Origin of the sequence: Pseudothioglobus sp. nBUS_23, from assembly GCF_051201565.1 — a bacterium.
Lineage (GTDB): Bacteria > Pseudomonadota > Gammaproteobacteria > PS1 > Pseudothioglobaceae > Pseudothioglobus.
Map to the genome: position 1 here is coordinate 620266 of NZ_CP179200.1, position 19230 is coordinate 639495.

13 protein-coding genes are annotated in these 19230 nt (G+C 38.9%); 5 read left to right on the forward strand and 8 right to left on the reverse strand.

The annotated features are described in order from the left end of the window. Positions 1–13: 13 nt before the first annotated feature. The 3 genes from lspA to recJ all read left to right on the forward strand — a co-directional run bounded on the left by lspA (position 14) and on the right by recJ (position 2791). A complete protein-coding gene (gene lspA, locus ACMAZA_RS03115; RefSeq protein WP_435189946.1) occupies positions 14–478 on the forward strand; it encodes a signal peptidase II in 465 nt (154 codons plus the stop codon). 68 nt (positions 479–546) lie between these two features. Continuing rightward, entirely contained in the window at positions 547–1107 is a 561-nt protein-coding gene (locus tag ACMAZA_RS03120; RefSeq protein WP_435189948.1) for a DUF1566 domain-containing protein, read from the forward strand. Beyond that, the gene (recJ, locus tag ACMAZA_RS03125) at positions 1097–2791 is read left to right on the forward strand and encodes a single-stranded-DNA-specific exonuclease RecJ (RefSeq protein WP_435190458.1); all 1695 of its coding nucleotides are present in this window, start codon (positions 1097–1099) and stop codon (positions 2789–2791) included. Before ACMAZA_RS03120 ends, recJ begins: the two co-directional genes overlap by 11 nt. On the opposite strand, the gene ACMAZA_RS03130 is transcribed toward recJ, so the two are convergent. The 7 genes from ACMAZA_RS03130 to ACMAZA_RS03160 all read right to left on the reverse strand — a co-directional run bounded on the left by ACMAZA_RS03130 (position 2792) and on the right by ACMAZA_RS03160 (position 15876). Continuing rightward, a complete protein-coding gene (locus tag ACMAZA_RS03130; protein ID WP_435189950.1) occupies positions 2792–7492 on the reverse strand; it encodes a thermonuclease family protein in 4701 nt (1566 codons plus the stop codon). Between the two features lie 23 nt (positions 7493–7515). Then, the gene (locus tag ACMAZA_RS03135; protein ID WP_435189952.1) at positions 7516–9057 is read right to left on the reverse strand and encodes a hypothetical protein; all 1542 of its coding nucleotides are present in this window, start codon (positions 9055–9057) and stop codon (positions 7516–7518) included. Positions 9058–9123: 66 nt separating this feature from the next. After that, positions 9124–10275, reverse strand: a complete 1152-nt coding sequence (locus ACMAZA_RS03140; RefSeq protein ID WP_435189953.1) for a DUF1501 domain-containing protein — start codon at positions 10273–10275, stop codon at positions 9124–9126. Beyond that, complete coding sequence (locus ACMAZA_RS03145; RefSeq protein ID WP_435189955.1) at positions 10268–11725, reverse strand: DUF1800 family protein; 1458 nt, start codon at positions 11723–11725, stop codon at positions 10268–10270. The genes ACMAZA_RS03140 and ACMAZA_RS03145 overlap by 8 nt, the downstream gene beginning before the upstream one ends. A 168-nt stretch (positions 11726–11893) precedes the next feature. Next, positions 11894–13249 carry a hypothetical protein gene (locus ACMAZA_RS03150; RefSeq protein WP_435189957.1) on the reverse strand — a complete coding sequence of 452 codons (1356 nt, stop codon included), beginning with the start codon at positions 13247–13249 and terminating at the stop codon, positions 11894–11896. 34 nt (positions 13250–13283) lie between these two features. After that, the gene (locus tag ACMAZA_RS03155; RefSeq protein ID WP_435189959.1) at positions 13284–14435 is read right to left on the reverse strand and encodes a DUF1501 domain-containing protein; all 1152 of its coding nucleotides are present in this window, start codon (positions 14433–14435) and stop codon (positions 13284–13286) included. Then, complete coding sequence (locus ACMAZA_RS03160) at positions 14428–15876, reverse strand: DUF1800 family protein (protein WP_435189961.1); 1449 nt, start codon at positions 15874–15876, stop codon at positions 14428–14430. The genes ACMAZA_RS03155 and ACMAZA_RS03160 overlap by 8 nt, the downstream gene beginning before the upstream one ends. Before the next feature lie 229 nt (positions 15877–16105). Between ACMAZA_RS03160 and ACMAZA_RS03165 the strand changes: the two genes are divergently transcribed. Continuing rightward, positions 16106–17029, forward strand: a complete 924-nt coding sequence (locus ACMAZA_RS03165; RefSeq protein ID WP_435189962.1) for an inverse autotransporter beta domain-containing protein — start codon at positions 16106–16108, stop codon at positions 17027–17029. A gap of 1 nt (position 17030) precedes the next feature. Beyond that, on the forward strand, positions 17031–17924 hold the full coding sequence (locus ACMAZA_RS03170; protein WP_435189964.1) for a hypothetical protein: 894 nt from the start codon (positions 17031–17033) through the stop codon (positions 17922–17924). A 123-nt stretch (positions 17925–18047) separates the two neighbouring features. Here ACMAZA_RS03170 and ACMAZA_RS03175 read toward each other — a convergent pair whose 3' ends face one another. Continuing rightward, the gene (locus tag ACMAZA_RS03175) at positions 18048–19220 is read right to left on the reverse strand and encodes an MFS transporter (protein ID WP_435189966.1); all 1173 of its coding nucleotides are present in this window, start codon (positions 19218–19220) and stop codon (positions 18048–18050) included. Positions 19221–19230 lie beyond the last annotated feature (10 nt).

Below are 19230 nucleotides of genomic sequence, written 5' to 3' on the forward strand. Positions count from 1 at the left end.
AATCGAATTATTTATGAAGCATAAGGAGTACTTTCTCTTATTTTTAGTTTTGGTTTTGTCAGACCAATTCACTAAGCAAATCTTTATGGCTTCATTTGAATTAGGCCAGTCAGTGGCTATTAATCCGTATCTGAGTTGGACCTATCTTCATAATACAGGGGCGGCTTTTAGTATTTTGTCTGATGGTGGCTGGATAGGAAAAATATTCCTATTAGGGGTGTCTATTTTGGTCTCTCTTTGGGTTATCTGGTGGGCTCAGAAAACACCTGCAATATTTAAACAGAAGTTGTTTGGACAGTTTTTTCTTCTCTCTGGTGCGGTTGGAAATTTAATTGACAGAGCGCTATACGGATATGTCATTGATTTTATTGATCTGCATGTGAACAGTTTCTATTGGCCTGTCTTTAACTTGGCGGATAGTTTTATTTTTATTGGTGTTGCACTCATCATATTTGAGAGAAAATCATCTGCTCAGTAGAATTCGAGTGCTTTAATGAAAGCATAGAAATGGTAGAATAATAACTTAATGAATGAATGATGAACTTGATGAGAAACAGTCTTCTATTGCCCTTAATGTTACTTTTCAGTATTGCAGCCAATGCTGGCTTTAACAAGATCTCTAATTCTGGTGAAACGCTTCCTTTAGAGAGTGAGAGTTGGTCATGCGTTTTGGATAATGAAACATCACTCGTTTGGGAAGTTAAAACTGACAAGAAGGGCGTTCAATATGCTCTTAATACATACACCTGGTTTGATGGAGTGAGTGGGAGGGATAATGGCACCTTCAGTAAAAATTGCTACTGGGGCAAAAATTGTAACACTCAATCTTTTATTAAGGACATTAATAAGGCAGAACTTTGTGGCTATTCAGATTGGAGACTGCCAACTAGGGAGGAGCTTAACTCAATTGTTGACTATTACGGAGAGGGTGATTTACTGATTGATGCTGATTTCTTTCCAAACACTCAGATGGATGGATACTGGACCTCTACTTCTGTTAACTCTATCCCTAAAATGGCCTATGAAACACCATTCTTCTATGGCGGCTCGATGGCTCGCGATAAGACCATTGACACTTTTGTAAGACTTGTCAGAAGTGCTGACTAGAGAGATCGATCAATCATTGTATGAGTCTTACTCTGATGATATTCCTCTTTTTCTGAAAAGAATCTACGCTGCAAGAGGGGTGTCTGAATCTCAACTTTCGATGGCTCTTCCAGGGCTCCTTAAACCGAACTTTGATCAGCTCAATATTGCCCTCGAGCTTCTAGAGCGATGCCTTATAGAAGATAAGCGTATTTTAATCGTTGGAGACTTTGATGCAGACGGCGCAACTGCCAGCGCTGTCGCTATTAGAGCGCTCAGACTTATGGGCGCAAAGTATGTTGACTTTTTGGTTCCTAACAGGTTCAAGCATGGCTATGGATTGAGTCCTGAGATTGTGAAGGAGGCTAAGCGTGACAAAGAGCCAGACCTCATTATTACTGTTGATAACGGCATATCGAGTAATGAGGGAGCTGCATTAGCGAGATCACTTGATATTGATGTCATCATCACAGATCATCATCTTCCGCCAAATGAACTTCCAAATGCCAATGCAATAATTAATCCAAATCTCAGAGGGTGTGACTTTCCCTCGAAAAATTTAGCTGGGGTTGGCGTTAGTTTTTATTTGTTCTCATCTCTTAAGACTCACCTTGCAAAGCAGGGCTATTTTGAGAAAAATAACATTCAAAATCCTGACCTGAGAGTGCTTTTAGATTTAGTTGCACTTGGAACGGTAGCTGACGTTGTAAAACTGGATCAAAACAACAGAATTTTGGTAAATGAGGGAATTAAGCGTATTCGTCAAAAGAACTGCTCAAAAGGCATCCTGGCAATCCTTGAGCTTACTAAGCGTCCAATTGAAACATTGCAGGCTTCAGACCTAGGATTTACTGTAGCTCCAAGAATTAATGCAGCAGGAAGGCTGAGTGATATTTCACAAGGGATAAGGTGTCTTCTCTCAGAAGATATGAATGATGCAAGAAGGTATGCGCAAACGCTTGAAGAGTTCAATATTAAAAGGCGCAAAGAGCAGACAAGAATGCAGGATGAGGCGCTCGCTATTGTTGAAAGTCAAGCCATTGATCAGAGTGATTTCGCCATTGTGCTTTATGATGAGTCTTGGCATGAAGGAGTAGTTGGCATTGTAGCTGGAAAACTCAAAGAAACCTATCAGTGCCCCTCGGCTGTATTTGCCAAAGCTGATGATGTTTTAAAGGGGTCTATACGCTCTATTCCTGATGTTCATATCAAAGACTTATTGGACCTTGTAGATCGAGACAATCCAGGACTCATTGAGAAGTTTGGAGGGCATGCGATGGCTGCAGGCCTCACGATTAAACCTCAAAACTTTGAAAAGTTTAAAAATGCATTTACTGAGGCAATAACAAGGCATCTCAAAGGCAAAAAACCCATCATTGAGCTCTTAACTGATGGCCAACTTGACTTATCAGAAATCACATTTAAGAATGCAGATCTTTTGCGTCAAGCCTCTCCATGGGGGCAGGGATTTGAAGAGCCTATCTTCTATGGAGACTTCGAACTGTTGGAGCAAAGAGTTATTGGTGAAAAGCACCTGAAGTGCAATCTAAAGCTCCAAGGTACTAATTCAGTTCTGGAGGGGATTGCTTTTTTTCAAGAAAAGCTTGATTCCAAGAAGGTTAGGGCGGCATATAAACTAAACGTCAATTCATTTAGAGGAAACGAGTCCTTACAGCTGATGATTGAGTCTATTGAAAGTGCTTAACTAAAACTTACAGGTCTTTTGTTTGGCCTTCGGAAGTGATCCACAATATATATCCTCTGCTCTTTGACTTCCTTTATCAAAAGCCTTCTTAAGCCACTTTTTACCCTGATTAGGATCTTTCTTGACGCCATTACCATTCAGGTAGTGAGAGCCAAGCTGCTCCATTGCTGGAATCCACTCAAGAGAGGCAGATTTTTTAAGATTCTCTAACGATTTATCAGTATTACCAAAATTGGAATACATTTGAGAGAGAGCGAAGTGAGATTCCTGATTCTTGCTTCCTTTAGGATCAAGAACGATGGATCTTTCATACCAAAAGATAGCCTTCTTTTGATCCGTATCAACATATTGATCAGCCTGATTGGTTGCACTCAGTGCACTACAAAAATAAGGCTTCCAGTAGCCATACTCTTCAGAGGCATAACCTTTTGATACAAGTTCTTCTCCGAGGTCTACCCCGTCAACGATGACTTGCGCAATAATTTTTGTGTTAGTCTTTCTTAAGTTGGTGAGTTTGATGCTTGATGCATTTTCAAGTTTTTGAGCGACATAATCCTTCACTTTAAGTCCTAATTCCATCTGTTTGGGGCAAGAGCGCGTCGCATCAGGTGCATCAATGTCTTTTAGACTTACCTTAATATTAGAGCCAGCGAGTTCGTGGGGATCTGCAATATCAACAATCAGTTTATCGCCATGAGTTACTTCAATAACTTTAGAGACTGTTGGGTCAGAGTCTGATGTCTCAACTTTCTTTGCCACTGTCGTTTTTGTCTCTTCTGTTTTTGCCACTTTTTTGATAACATCACCTTTTTTAGCTGTCAGATAAAAATAAATTTGTGAGTCGTTATACTTTCCGCTCAACTTTTTCTTATTGAGGTTTCCTTCAAACTCAACTAATTGATCTTCACAGCCGCTACAAGGGTGAAAATAAAATAGAGCTTTAATGTCTCCATTTTGATTTATTCGACCCTCAAAACTAGCATAACTTGGCGTAACGATGCCCTTACTGTCTTGAGTGATGGTGACTATACCATTATTGACTTCAAGTGAGCCACTTCCAAGCTGAGTCATAGGAGACTGAACAAGTGTAAATGAATAATAGCCATCCAAGGCATCTGTAGATTTAATATTTTTAAATAGTTCTGATTTTTCAGAGCTAAATTTATCTTCTGTTATTTCTTTAACGACAGGTGTTTCTTTTTCTTCTGTTACAGTTTCTGTCTTGACAACAATGTCATCGATACATACTTCTAGGTTTCTAGAGGCCGCTATCATTACAGCACCTTCTTTAGCTCTATCATCATTAGTGCTAGCAACAACTTTTCCATTAACGAGGTACTTAATACTGTTCCCTAAAGCAATGAGCTTAATATCTGACCATTGATCACCTATGGCTGCTCTTTCACCGCTTGCTATTCCCTGATTGACTCTATTAGAAGGGTGAGCGAATTCTATTGAAGCGCGGCCAGGTATTTTGTTAATAGCTCTATATTGAGGTCCATTATTTCGACCTTTTCTAATATGTGTTTCTAAAGTCCCTAATTTTTTACTAGAAAGTTTTACTTTGTATGAGATAGAATAATTTTTCCAATTAGCACTTCCAAGCATAAAATCTGTCCAATTATTGGTTGCCTTGTTGCAATACATTGCATTACCATCATTGTCCTGCTTAATGAACCAGTTGTTTTGCTCATCGACTACTCTTATCTTTCGCTGATCTGCATTTTCAAAGTCCTCGCTGAAGGATGCTGAGCCATCAGTAGAGGCGCCTTTGGCACTTGTTCCCCAAAATAACTTAGCATAGTAATTGTCCCAATATTCTTTTGCTTTTTTCTGAGACTCTTGTCGGGCTTTATTATTTAAAATAATCTGCTCAGGATTAATGGCTGGTTCTGCGGGTTTTTTTACAATTGATGTTGAAGCTGGCTTGCCATTTCTAATTGTCTCATAAACTATTTTTTTCCAATCGAAACTTCCTGGTTTGGGGTATTTCATACTGTCATGAATAGCTTGAGTCACTACAATTCTGCCTCTCTCAAAATCTATGGTTATAGTTTGTCCACCATAACCATCCATGGCCATGACTGGTCTATTTTCCATCCCTTTAAATCCAGTATGAAAAAAACCACCATAACTGCCTGGGATGCCAACTCTTCCAGTGCTTCCCTGTGCGCCATTTTTTGGTATTCTTCTTTCATGAATTGTTTTTAAATATTTACCAACGCAAGTATCGTTTTCCCAATCATCAAGCATGGCTTTTGCGATTCTTAGATAGTCATAACGGGTCGTGTAAAAAGTATGCATTAGAGATTTTTCATCTTTTTTAGCAACTCCAGTTTTGTTAAAAAAGATCTCATCTCCAATTCTTATTTTTTTGGCAAATACATCATCTAAGAGGCGCTTAAAATCATCTTCACCGTACTTATACCAAAGATAACTCAGAACTATATTTGGATTCGCATCGTTATAACTGTATTGAGCAAAAGATTTTTTTGAGCCTCTGAACTCATTCTTCATCATCATTTGAAGGGATGAGTCATTGAAAGTATTTAGTCCTTTTGGGTTAATGAAGTTATCATTTTTAATGTAGGCTGAGTCACCTGCTGACATATTTAAAAGGTTAATTAATTTTTGATTATGATAAAGCGTATTTTGAAGTATCGGCCAGTCATCTAATCTGGAGTCTACACTTTCAATTTTCCCTTCACATATCGCATGGCCAGCCAAATAGGAAGTGATACTTTTGCCCATTGACCTTGAATGATAAACAGATGAGTCTGTGAACATATCTCCAAATCTATCTTTAGGAGTGATTTCATCGATTACAATTTTATCGTCCTCATATAAGAGGTAACTCAATAATGGCGTTGTTTGCATTTGTTGTTTGATGTATCTATCTTCTCGAAGATCAAATTGAAAGTTGTAAGGATTTGAGGCTTCAACTTTATGAAAACTTTCGCAGCATTGAGGCGCGTAATATAAATATTTATAAAGGAAATATCTCAAAGTTTCATTATTTGGATTGGCGCTTTCTGGGATCGAGACTGTTCCTCCTGACATCTTAAAAGCGTCCCCATATAAATTAATATCGTTAGAATTAATTGTTTTTTCTCGTTTTTTAACAATATTCTTTATACAGGCATCTATATTTGATTTGCCGGAAGTAGTTTCAGTGCAATCATAATAATCGTCCCAGTATTGTTTTGCTTTTTTCTCAGCCTCTATAGCGGCATTTCTCTCCTTAATTATTTGCTGAGAATCAACAACAGGCTCAGTAGATGGCTTGGATTTTGAACTAGGCTTGCCATTTTTTATTCTTTCATATGACATTTTTTTAAAATCAATACCACCTGGTTGAGGAAATTTCATATTGTCATGAATGGCTTGAGTGGCAATAATTCTTCCTCTTTCAAAGTCGATTAATACAGTTTGACCTCCATATCCATCCATACCCATGACAGGCCTATTTTCCATTCCTTTATAGCCAGTATGAAAAAAACCTCCATAACTTTGAGGTAAGCCAACCCTTCCTTCGTAGCCTTGGGAGCCATTTTTTGGTATCCTTCTTTCATGAATAGTTTTTAAATATTGACCAGCACAAGTATCGTTTTCCCAATCATCGAGCATGGCCTTTGCTATTCTTAGATAGTCATATCGGGCTGCGTAAAATTGACTCCATATACTTAGATCATCTTTTTTTGCGTCTTCATTTTTAAGAAAGAAGACCTCACCTTCAATTCTTGCTTTGTTCTTAAAAACATCATCCAAGAGCGCTTGAAAGTTATCAGCACCTAACTTATAAATAAGATACGAGCCGACAACATTTGGATTTAAATTATTATAATTGTAGATGGAGTTTGATTTTTTCGAGCCTTTAAACTCCCTTTTCATGATGTCTTCGACAGTAGGGCTTGTGACAGCTCGATTTGAATTCGTAAATCTGTTAGACCCATTGAAATATGCTTGAGTGCCTGATGCCATATTCAACACATCTATCAATTTTTGATTATGATAAAGCGTGTTTTCAAGTATCGGCCAGTCATTTAATCTCGAGTCAACACTATCAATATACCCCTCACATATTGCATGACCTGCAACATAACCAATGAGGGTTTTTGCAACTGATTGTGAATGAAATTTACTTGAATCTCTAAACATACCGCCAAACCTATCTTTAGGCGTTATTTCATCAATTACAATTTCTCCATCTTCATATAGTAAATAGCTCAATAACCCAGTATCTTGCAATTGTTTTTTTATGTATCTATCTTCTCGAAGATTAGATTGAAATTGATAAGGATTATCAGAAGGTTCAACTAAGTAGGGATATCTTGGTGAACTATCTTCACAATGCAGTTCTTTACTATTTGGGCCACAAAAAGGGTGAATATTAAAAGAATATAAGTATCTATAAAGATAATATTGTAAGGTTTCAAAATTTGGGTTAGCATCTTCTGGTATTTCAGATATACCTCCAAATCGGTCGATTTTTTTAGAGCTCTGTTTGTTAGATGACTTTGAAGCTTTGGATGAAGAATTAGTTGATGAAGAAGCATCATTACTGCTTCCGGCACAATTGTAGACAAAATAAGTCCCATCCGCAGAAATACTCCTTACTGGATCACTACCATCAGGGCAAGAGCCTGCATAGCTTTGTAATGAGAAAAAAGATAGAATTAAAAGAAGGAATATTTTTTTCATATTAAGCAATACACACTAAGAATTTAAAACTTACATGTTGCTTGTTTGTCTGGGGTAAGAGAGCTGCAATAAACTTTTTCTGCCCTATCTTCGCCATGTGCATAAGCCTGTTTGAGCCAATATTTGGCCTCGCTTAAGTCTTTAGTAAATCCATCCCATCCATTAAGATAGTTTTCACCAAGCTGAAATTCACCTTCACTCCATCCTTGTTTTGCAGATTCGATGAGATGATTATTAGCAGAGATAGAATCACCCAAACTTCTATATGCTATGTTGAGTTCAAATTCTGCTTTTCCTCTTTGAGAGCTATCAGGCTCCATTACGATTGCGCGCTCATACCAAAAAATGGCTTTATCAAAATCCTTGTTCCACATGTGCTGCTCTGCAGATAAATAGGCCGTCAAAGAGCTACAGATATAAGCTTTCCAGTATCCCCATTCATTTGATGCATAACCCTTAGATATTAATTCTTCCCCTAGGTCTTTACCATCCACAATGACTTGAGTGCGAATACCTTTATTTGTTTTTCTAAAGTTTTTTAGTTTAATACTTTGTGCATCTGCTAATTTTTGAGCAACAATGTCCTTAACCTTTTGACCAAGCTCCATTTGCTTTGGACAGGATTTAATGGCATCTGGAGCATCAATATCCTTCAGAAATATTGTTAAACCGCTGCCAGCAAGTTCATGCGGCTCTGCAATATCAACAATAATCCTGTCGCCTTGAATGACTTCAATAATGTTAGATACTGTTGGATCCTTATCCGAGGTAGCGATTACTTTAGTAGAGGAAGAGCTTTGGTTGTTATTCGTTTTAGGAGCGCTGGTTTGTTTACAACCTTTTATTCGTATAATTCCTCCAGCCCAATTCTCAACATCAATCCAAAGCTCAGCATTTGTTTTTTTCATGTTACTGGGATCAATTGGCTTAGATCTATTGTGCTTCGTTAGGCTCACATAACTTGGCCTTACTGGGACTTCTCCCTCTTGAACACCATAAAGAAAGTAGGCCATCCTTCCAACAATATGTCCATCATGAGTAAGCTTAAGATTCACCTCATCCTGCAAATAACTTGGATCAGTTGACAGACCGCCCATATCCCAAGCTGATCCTTTTGCAAAGCTTACCTTGGAGCCACTAATAACAATTGCACCTCGCGCTGAAGACCATGACTCAATAGTTCCGCCAACAGAATCTTCGTAGTTGACTCTTCTCATATCAAAATTACAACGCCAATTGTCAGCGTTACTTGTGAGCTTGTGTTTGCTAAAGTCAAAATCAGTTTTGGAGAGAACTCTTTCAAGTAATTCTTGAAGTATGTCTGCAGCAAAAACAACCTCATAGGTTACTATTGAAGAATCTCTGGTGAGTGAAGAGCTGCTAGAGGAGGATGAGCTTTGACTTGATGAGTTTGAAGAATTATTACTCCCACCAGCACAATTATAAACAAAGTATGTCCCGTCATCAGAAATAGATCTGACTGGATCACTCCCATCTGGACAATCACCAGCAAAGCTAAAAGTTGAAAAAAATAATAGAGTAAATGCTAAAAATAATTTTTTCATAATAATTTTTTTAATTTTTTTTCATATTTAAAGCGATTTAATATCACTTTAAAGCGTGATCAAATCTTATGAAAAAATGTAATCATATAGTCGCGGCAATTTAGGGGTAAAGAAAACTTTATCAGCAATCAGATCGTGATCCAGTCCGAGTGCTTTTTCAATGCAAGCTGCACAGACAGAGCGGTAATCTATAGTAGACATGAGGTCTCTTTGTTCGAATTGTTCACTCTTAGAAAGTCCAGGCCACTGGGAGATAATATTGCTTTTAGTTATGGCGCCGCCCGCCAAAAGCCCAGCGGATCCATAACCATGATCAGACCCCCTTGTTCCGTTCTCAGAGACCGTCCTTCCAAACTCAGTGAGGGTAAGGATAATACTTCTATCCCAGGCATCTCCGAGACCATCCTTGTAACCAGCAATAATGTCATCAACAACGGCTAGCTGATTTCCATGTTGCCCATTTTCTTCAGCGCCCTGATTAGCATGAGTGTCAAACTGATCAACTTTGATTACAGAAGCCAGTGGACCACCTTCTTGGGACATGACTTTGCCAGCATATTGGGCAAGACTGGCAGGATCTCTAGGAACGATTACATTTGACTGAGTACTTTTTTGTTGGACTTTTTTGAAAACTTCTGCGCCATCACCCTCGTGAGTCATTGAAATATTTTGAATTAGATTGGTTATTAAGTCACCAGATTTCAAAATGCTTGCTGGATAAAAGTTATCATTTTCATTGCTACCTCTTAAAATTAAAGGCATATCAAGAGACATAGCTCGTCCAGGTGTTTTTGCAAGATCTAGTGCTCGGCCGAGCCAGCCGGTCTTTTCAGAAAAAGGAGTCAATCCTGCTCCTTGCATTAAATTTTGTCCTTCAAAATGAGACCTTAACACATATGGAAAATTAGTAGCGTGAATGACGGCTGCATTGTTCTTAGCCATCAAACCAGCAAAATATTTAAAAGAGGGGTGCAGCCCAAAAAATGAGTTCAGCTTTAGATAGTTCTGCGATACCAGATCTTTTCTCATCTTTAATAAATTTGGGTCTCCAAATGGGGGGACAGCAGTCAGTCCATCCATTCCTCCTTCTAGAATAATTACTGAAATAGTTCCAGGAGGTTTGTCCTGAGAATAGCCTGGAATCGGGAGGCCAGCTAAAAATAAAGAAGCACCAGATGCTTTTAAAAAATCTCTTCTTGTTAAATTGATATTAGGCATTTTTTAACCCCATAAGTTCAGGACTACACATTAAAGCAATGAATTTTTCATTCTCGTACTTTCCAACTCGATTAACGAGATCTCGAGTGGCACTATTGGCTCCAATTCGATCCATAATTTCTGATGACGAGAATTGAGGGCGTCCAACTCTATAGATAGCATCAGCAAACCTGATTCTTCGCTCAAACATTTCACCTGAGAGCCATTCATTTTTATCACTCGAGTATCCATCGGGCTGCCTTGCAAGCCAAAAACTCTGACCCAGCTCTTCATAAGTTTTACGGTGATTCATGAGGTTATTATCATATCCAAAGACCTCATCCCAGCCCATGAAAAAAGTAGCATTGCTCAGCCTAATGGTTTGAAATAGCCAAGTCATTGGCCATTGGAACTTTGGCTCTTTCGATAGAATTGCTCTTTCAATAACAGCGGTATGAATTTGATCTAAATTACCATTTCCTTTTCTCCAGGCATTCTCGATATAGCTAACATCTGATTGGCTAGGATTGTCACTCACAAAGTGCTGGGCAAGTTTGATTGAAAGGTGAGAAATGGTATGCTCATGCATTGCTAGAAAATCTGTCAGCTCTCTTAAACCTCCTTTGCCCTGGTTGATGGTTTTACCCATTACTCTTTTAACTCCTGGCTGGGCCCAGGTTCTCTTGTATACATCCCAATGATCAGTCGTATTAGCTAACGCTCTCATTTCGTTTAATGGTTTTTCTAGCTCAGTTCCCCATCCCGCTAGAACATTTGCCGCATTCCTAATATCAGTCTCAGAATATTTTGCTGATGGGGACACAGAGTGAAGCTCCAAAAGCTCTCTCCCTAAATTATCATTAAGGCCTGCCTGTCTGCCGTTTCTTCTTTGCTCTCTAGTTTCAGTTGAGTCCTCACCTGAGCTCCAGATATTGTCTAAATAAATCAGCATCGAAGGATGAGAGGTGGCCTTGTAAAGCATTTCTGAAAATGAGCTATTTAAGTTAGCTAGTATCGCTTCATCTATTAAGTGACCAATGACGTTTTGATTGTCATGTATGTTGCCCGTTGTGAAATGATTTGCCCAAAAATTCATAAAGCGAATTTTTATTTGGTCCTGACCATAAACATTTCTATGAGAAAACTTCAAAGAATCTTTTTGTCCCATCAGATTTTTTTCCTCATTCGCTGTTTTAGCTGCCTGAGTATCTTGGCCATCAATCTTCTCTCTCTCTTTCTTTCGATTCGCTCTGTAAAGAGTCCACATCTCTGCCCTTTTCTTAAGGTTAGGCTGGAGCTCTCTAGGCCACTCCTTAATATCAGAGTTCATGGATTTAAAGCTTTTGATTCCAAGTGCTGGCGACTTGGCATTGAGTTGGCTTATTGCCCAGGACTTAATGTCATCAGGTAGTGGTGTTTCACCTCTAAACATAAGGCCAAGCTTCTGTGCAATCCTGAACTGCTCATTCATAAAATAATTCAAAATAAACTACAATACTCAAAGTATATCACTTTGGACTAGATTATATTTTTGAAAATATATATATTTTTTTTAAGGATTTAATTATTTTGCGTTTATCTATTAAAAGTTTTCTGATAATGCTCTACAAGGCACCAAAGTAATTTTGTTACTTTTAAGCTATCGATCTACATTTGATTCAAGGTAAGAAACTATACTTGGAGATGCAGAAAGAATTGCCCTGTAAAGGCTTTTAGCTTCTGAATTGGTTTGATTGTTAAAGAAATCAAAGTAACATTTTTGTTTTTTAGCAATTTCAATATCATAAGTTGAAATGACAAAGGACAGCTTATCCCACCACCAACCAGGAAGTTTCCCGCAATGCTCAATTGAAGGTTTAGCAAAATCTTTCAAAGGCGCTATTTCATTTTCATTGGTAATTAGAACTAAGACAGTAAAGTCCTCGCTTTCACGAATTGAGGCAAGAGAGTTAATAGCTAAATTTTTTTTCAAATTATCACTTTCTATTACTCCACTAATATGCGCTTTATGGAGCTCATCATCGTGAAGTTTTTTAGAATCTTCAGGGGGTGCATTTGCTTTAAAAACTCCATCTAAATATTTGATATTGAACACTGTATTTGGTCCTAAAACATATGGTTGGTAAATCTTATTCAAGAGCCTAAGTTCAGCTTTTTCTTTAGCTAGCGCTTCTTTGTAAAGTTTTTCAGCATTATCTTTTGCGAGTTTCTTTTTCTCAATCTCTTTACTATCCAGACAATTAAAGATAGTCATGACCCCACCAGCCCAATCCTGAACATCAATCCAAATTTCTGCAGCCGAGTATGAGTCTATAGATCTGTAATTGAGCGTCTTTGATTTTTGGTGTTTTTTTAGTTCAATAAAAAGTGGTTTTTCTGCTGCCTCGCCGTTATTAACAAACAAATGAAAGTAGGCCATTTTGCCAACAATGTGCCCATCTTTTGTTAAGCGTAAATTAACTTCATCTTTCATATATTTGGGGTCATTAGAGAGTCCACCTGTTTTCCATCTGCCATCCAGCGTAACCTTAGAGCCATTGATAATTAATGATCCGTGGGCCAAATTCCAGTCTTCAATCTCTCCTTCCGGATTGTTTTCATAAACAACGCGTCGAAGCCTAAATCCACAGATGAGTTGACTTTGAAGATTAGCTAGCTGGTATTGTTTAAAAGATTTCGTAAAGTCTGCAGCATTCTCCTGCGGTGCGATTTGAATCAGTTCTTCTAGAACATCTTCACTAAAGACAATGTCGTAAATTTCTATTCCTGAATTATCAGAGCTTTGATCTGATGATGCATTGGGATCAATTGATGCAATGCCGTCGGTACAAAGAATGCCTCTTTTTTTAACCTCATCAGCAATGTACTCAGGTGGAGAAGATTGCTGCATCCAACCGCAAAGCGCATCATCAGGCCAATCATCAAGGTAGTTAGCATTGACAATATTAGCTGTAAATAATAATAAAAAAACAAGTAATGTCTTGAGTCGTCTCATAAATTGCGACCTAAAGAGTCCTTTTGATTAAGATTCAAGAAAAAATGAAATCAAATACTCTAGGGAGTTTTGAGTCAAAGAACACTTGACTTGCAATCAAATCATGATCGAGACCTAGGGACTTTTCAATACATGCAGCGCAGACTGATCGATAATCTATCGTTGCCATCAAATCTCTTTGTTCATACTGCTCATTTTTGGCAAGTCCAGGCCAATTCGCTATCACCCTAGACTTTTTAATGCTCCCTCCGGCAATCAGACCAACGGTTCCATAGCCATGATCAGTTCCCCAAGTGCCGTTCATTGCAACAGTCCTTCCAAACTCAGTCAGTGTCAAGATAATACTTCTATCCCATGCAGTGCCGAGTCCTCTCTTGTAGGCTGCAATAACGTTATCAACTTTCGCTAACCTATCGCCATGATCCTTTCCCTCGCCATCACCTTGGCTTGCATGCGTATCAAAGTCATCAAGCCTAATGACTGATGCGACTGGACCTCCTTTTTTTGACATAGCATTTCCAGCATATTCTGCCAAACTCTCAGCATCTCTGGGTATATCTCCAAGATTTTCAATACTCTTCTGCTTCACTTTTTGAAAGATTTTTGCGCTGTCCATGCTGTGGACTTTTGAGAGTGTATCAACAAGGTTATTGTTTATTTTGTTTGAATTTTGTATGTTTGCTGGAAAGAAATTATCATTTTCATTGTATCCTCTCAAAATTAAAGGCATGTCAAGTGAAAGCGCTCTACCAGGGATTTTTGCCAACTCAAGAGATCGTCCAAGCCAGCCTGTTTTTTCAGAAAACGGACTTAAACCGCCGCCTTCAATCAGATTTTGACCTTCAAAGTGAGATCTCTTCTTGTATGGAAACGACGTTGCATGAACTATAGAGGCATTGTTCGTAGCCATGAAGGATGACAGTTTTTTCAGAGAGGGATGAAGTCCAAAGAATGAGTTAAGTTTCAAGTAATCCTCTGGAATGAGAGAGCTTCTCATTTTTTCAAGGTTAGGGTCACCAAACGGAGGAACTGCAGTCAAACCATCCATTCCGCCTTCTAAGATAATCACTGAAATGTTTCCAGGAGGGTTATCACTAGTAAAGCCTGGCAGAGGGATACCAGATAAGAATAGTGAGGCACCTGATGCCTTTAAAAAATCCCTTCTTGTTAAATTTATATTATGCATGATCAAGCCCCATAAGTTCTGGACTGCACATCAGAGCAATGAACTGATTTTTTCTAGAAGAACCAAGACTGGTAATCAAATTTCGTGTTTCCCTGTTTGCTCCGATACGATCCATAATGACTTCAGGATCCCTTATGCCACCACCTGAATTATAAATGGACTCTGAAAAACGAATACGCCTCTCAAACATCTCTCCAGATATCCAGTCTTCTTTCTTACTTGAGTATCCGTTAGGTTGCCTTTGAACCCAAAAAGACTGCCCCAACTCTTCAAAGATCCTTCTGGTTTCCATGGTCCTATCTAAATAAGTATCAACCTCGCTCCAACCTTTAAAGTACCTCGAATCTGTGAGCCTTACAACCTGAAAAAGCCAGGTCATTGGCCATTGAAACTTAGGCTCTTTTGATTCTATTGCTCTTTCTATGACCGCTGTATGAATGCTTTCTAAACTGCCATTATTTTTTCGCCATGCATTAGCAATAAAATCAACATCACTCTGTTTTGGCTCATCACTTACAAAGTGTTCAGCAAGCTTATAAGATAAATGAGTAATTGTGTGTTCATGATTAGCCAAAAAATCAGTGAGCTGCCTAAGCCCTTGCTTGCCCTGATAAATAGTTTTGCCAAGGACAACTTTACTGCCAGGCTCTGCCCAGTTCTTTTTGTACATGTCCCAATGATTAGTCGTGCCACCTTGCTCGATGAGAGAATTAGGGGGATTTCCTTGAACATCCATTCCCCATCCTGCTAGCACTTTTGCTGCATCTCTTATGTCATCTTCACTGTAGTTCGCGCTCGGTGACACGGTATGAAGTTCCAACAATTCTCTGCCGAGGTTGTCATTAAGACCTGCCTGTTCATTCCTAGAGCGAGCCCATCTCACATGGTTCGAATTAGGTCCAGCGCTGATGTGGTTATCAAGATACATGAGCATTGCTGGATGGGTTGTTGCTTTGTATAGCATGTCTGAAAATGAGTCATCAAAGCTTGCTAGGATGCCTTCTTCCATGGCATGGCTTGAAAGCTCTCTTGACTCAAAGCCGCCCATCGTAAAGTGATTGGTCCAAAATGAGACAAGCCTCTGACGAATTTGATCTGAACCGTAAGCATTTTGGTGAGCAAACTTGAGCATGTCTTTTTTATGCATCCGATTCTCTCTATCGTTTGCTTGCTTAGCGGCCTCAGTGTCATAACCCTTGATTTTTTGTCTTCTCTTTTTTGTGTTCTCCCAGTGGCGCCTCATCATAGCGGCTCGCTCATCAAGGTTGGGCTGAAGAGATTTAGGCCAAGGTTTGATTTCAGAGTAAACCGTTTCTGTTCCAAGAACTGGTGAGGGTGCATTCAGTTGTTTAATGGCCCAAGATTTGATGTCTACCGGAAGGGATTCTTCAGATCGAAACATGAGGCCTAATTTTTGAGCAACTCTAAACTGTTCATTCATGAAAAAATTATAGCTCAAAAAGAGTACAAATGTCTTTTATTGTCTCAGAGAGGATGTCTATATCATCTACTAAAATCAAAATAAAAAACGAGGATTACTTAATTATTTATTAATTTTCAATGGGTTAAATGTTTGATTAAGTATAGGTTATAAAGACCTACAAAAATAGTGGATTTTGACACTTATTTTTATATTTAAATATTAGCATTATTAAATCTATAAAAATAATATGAGAATATCCAGTTCAAAGCTAACTCAAACTATTTTAAGCGCTGCTCTTACCATGACTCTTGGTGTTTCTCTGAGTGTCAATGCAGACGACTCAGAACAAATTAAGTCCTCACTCATGAGCAGAATGACGAGTGCGACTAACTCACTTATCTCATCAGGTATTGGGGCAATGCTAAGCCCCAATTTTGACACGGTAGAGGTCAGCACGAATCTAAAAGAGGGTGATTCAACCGTAGATATTGGAGTTCTAAAAGCCTATGGTGATAACCCGAACTCGTTTCTTTTTAATCAGATCAATCTAAATCGATATGATGAGCGAACTACATTGAATTTAGGATTGGGCTATCGAAGACTAAATGATGATGAAACTTGGATGACTGGAGTTAACGCTTTTTATGATCACGAGTTTCCAGATGATCACAAAAGAAATGGTGTTGGCTTTGAAGTTGTGAGTTCTGTTTTGGAGTCAAGAGTCAATATTTATAACGGAACAACGGGCTATAAGAAAGATAAAAGTGGTACAGATTCTAAAGCCTTAGATGGCAGAGATATGGGCTTTAAGGTAGCACTTCCGTATCTACCTGGAATGAAGTTTGGAATGAATGCTTTTGCATGGAAAGGCATTGATGGCATGAAAGATAAAAAAGGTAGAAAGTACACCTTAGGTGGAAATCTATCAGACAACCTCACACTTAACTATGTTCGAACTGACTATAAAGATGCAGCGACTAAAGACACCAATAGCATCAATCTAAAATACACTTGGAGCTTTGGACAAAAAAGCACAAAGCCCAAATTATTTGATTTATCTAGCACAGCCTATAAGCTTGAAAAATTGGGAGATGAACGGTATAGCTTAGTTCAGCGTGAAAACAAGATTGTCAAGAAATTATCTGCATCAGTAACCTTAACTGGAATTTAATATGAAAACAATAATCACTAACAAATTCTCTAGAGCATTTGCAGTATTACTCTTATTAACCTTAAGCGGAGTTGTGACTGCCAATACCGAATGTACTTATAACTCAGATAATCAAATCACTACTGACGTGTCTGGCGATGGTTGGTGCCTAGAAAGGGATTCTTTAGCGCGCAAAGTTTCAGCTTATAAATTTGGTCTTTGCACTGAACTACCTTACGCTAATAATTTTCAAAGTGTCTGCGAATTTATTTATGAATCTGATGCAGCTCTCGAGCTAATTGCAGAAAAAGGCGTCACGAGTTCAGTCAGTGGAATTGGTGATTTTTTCCTGACACATGATAAATTGTTCACCCACTCGGTTTTGTTACTCGACTATAACAGCGCAACCAAAGGTTTAGCACAGTTTACTGAAGCGCAGACCGGAAGCACAGGAACCGGCACTTACTGCTGGTCCAATGGTCGCAAATTTTATGATGTAGACTCTAGTGATCGAACTAAGTGGAGTGCCGAGTGCGGCACCCTGGCTGAATCAAATCCGCAATGGAACTCGCGATCTTACCATCTCTTTGCTGACGCAGGTAATCCAAACATACCTGCGTTAGAGCGCAATTTCCCAAATTGGGATGGTGGCTGGACCAATATTTTATTGGACTCTAACCTAGATGCTGCGGCCTATACCAGCTCCGCGCCATATGATTTTGATAGTACGACCAATACAAAGTACTGGCTAGCTGGAAGGGGAATCGACTCAGGAAGAGGCATCACCGTCACTCCACTTACTAAAGGCCTTGATATACAGTTTAAAGTTTCTTGGGGTAATACCATTAGCCATAATTCTACTGGTATTTGGAGCATGTCTCCCGCCGGCTTTGATTTGACAATAGATTTAAAATAATAATTTTCAATAAAGATTAGTTTAAAGATTTATTATCCAGAAACGCTAGCGTAAACAACAAGTTTACTTTTTTCAAATCCGGTTTCAAACGGCAGTATAAAAACTTAGAGTGAACTATAGTTTTTAAGAAAACTTACCCAATAAAACCTCATTCCCTAGTGCCGGTTTTGACGGCATGTTGAGCGCCAGGATGAGTGAGATAATGGCCATTCCAGAACCTGCCAAAAAGACCAGTGATGGAGAGTAAAGCCAAACCAAACCAAAGGCAACCGGAATAAAGACCGCAGCGATATGATTGATAGTAAAGGAAACGCCTGAGCTGGATGCTATGTCCGCTGGATCTGCAATCTTTTGGAAGTAGGTTTTGAGTGCAATTGCGATAGAGAAAAAGAGGTGATCCGCAATATACAAAAAGACCGCAAACTCACTGCTCTCTACAAAGGCATATCCTGCAAAAATAAGGCTCAGTCCAATGTACTCAAAGATGAGAGATTTTCTCTCTCCAAACCTTTGAATAAGTCTTCCAATTTTGGGGGCAAAGACCACATTAATGGCAGCGTTTGCAATGAGCAGCATTGAAATCTCAGCGACCGTAAACTCAAACTTTTCAACCATCAAAAAGCCTGCAAATACGACAAATATCTGTCTTCTTGCGCCGCTCATAAACTGAAGTGCATAATAGAGCCAGTAGCGCTTTCTTAAGATAATCTTTTTAGTTTGAGTCACCTTTTCTGGGAACAATGGAAAGCTTTGCCAGCAATAAAAAACGATCACAATGGCTACGCCGCCGCCCAGAGTGTAGAGCCACATATAGCTGAGCTCGAACTGCTGGAAGAGAACCCATACAAAGCTAAAGGCGATGATTGAGGCAGCAGATCTGGTTGCAATAACCCGGCCCAAAAATTCAGCCGTTTTGTCTTTATCGATCCACTGAAGTGTGAGCGAGCCATTGATGGTCTCAAAGTAATGAAACCCTATCGACATCACAATTGTTGCCAGGTAGAAGGTCAGATTGGTTTCAACAAAGCCTGTTAAAACTATTCCCGTTCCAAGCATTGCTAAAGAAATATAGGCCAGTTTCTGTTCTTTGACAAAGGCTAAAACAAAGATGACAGTAAATGCCAGAAAGCCAGGAACCTCCCTCAGGCTTTGTAGAATTCCCATTTCAGCGCCGGTGAAGTCAATCTCTTCGATCGCAAAGTTGTTCAGAAGATTCAGCCAAACAGCCCAGCTGATTGCAGAGCCGATAGTCATTAAGAGAATTAAAAATTCGGGTGATTGACGCGTGATTTTCATATCGGCCTAA

Excerpts from the sequence above, each read along its gene's own strand:
- ACMAZA_RS03145 (WP_435189955.1), bottom strand. The coding sequence starts at position 11,725 with ATGAATGAGCAGTTCAGGATTGCACAGAAGCTTGGCCTTATGTTTAGA.
- ACMAZA_RS03140 (WP_435189953.1), bottom strand. The coding sequence starts at position 10,275 with ATGCCTAATATCAATTTAACAAGAAGAGATTTTTTAAAAGCATCTGGT.
- ACMAZA_RS03130 (WP_435189950.1), bottom strand. The coding sequence starts at position 7,492 with ATGAAAAAAATATTCCTTCTTTTAATTCTATCTTTTTTCTCATTACAA.
- ACMAZA_RS03150 (WP_435189957.1), bottom strand. The coding sequence starts at position 13,249 with ATGAGACGACTCAAGACATTACTTGTTTTTTTATTATTATTTACAGCT.
- ACMAZA_RS03175 (WP_435189966.1), bottom strand. The coding sequence starts at position 19,220 with ATGAAAATCACGCGTCAATCACCCGAATTTTTAATTCTCTTAATGACT.
- ACMAZA_RS03155 (WP_435189959.1), bottom strand. The coding sequence starts at position 14,435 with ATGCATAATATAAATTTAACAAGAAGGGATTTTTTAAAGGCATCAGGT.
- lspA (WP_435189946.1), top strand. The coding sequence starts at position 14 with ATGAAGCATAAGGAGTACTTTCTCTTATTTTTAGTTTTGGTTTTGTCA.
- ACMAZA_RS03160 (WP_435189961.1), bottom strand. The coding sequence starts at position 15,876 with ATGAATGAACAGTTTAGAGTTGCTCAAAAATTAGGCCTCATGTTTCGA.
- ACMAZA_RS03120 (WP_435189948.1), top strand. The coding sequence starts at position 547 with ATGAGAAACAGTCTTCTATTGCCCTTAATGTTACTTTTCAGTATTGCA.
- ACMAZA_RS03135 (WP_435189952.1), bottom strand. The coding sequence starts at position 9,057 with ATGAAAAAATTATTTTTAGCATTTACTCTATTATTTTTTTCAACTTTT.
- ACMAZA_RS03165 (WP_435189962.1), top strand. The coding sequence starts at position 16,106 with ATGAGAATATCCAGTTCAAAGCTAACTCAAACTATTTTAAGCGCTGCT.
- ACMAZA_RS03170 (WP_435189964.1), top strand. The coding sequence starts at position 17,031 with ATGAAAACAATAATCACTAACAAATTCTCTAGAGCATTTGCAGTATTA.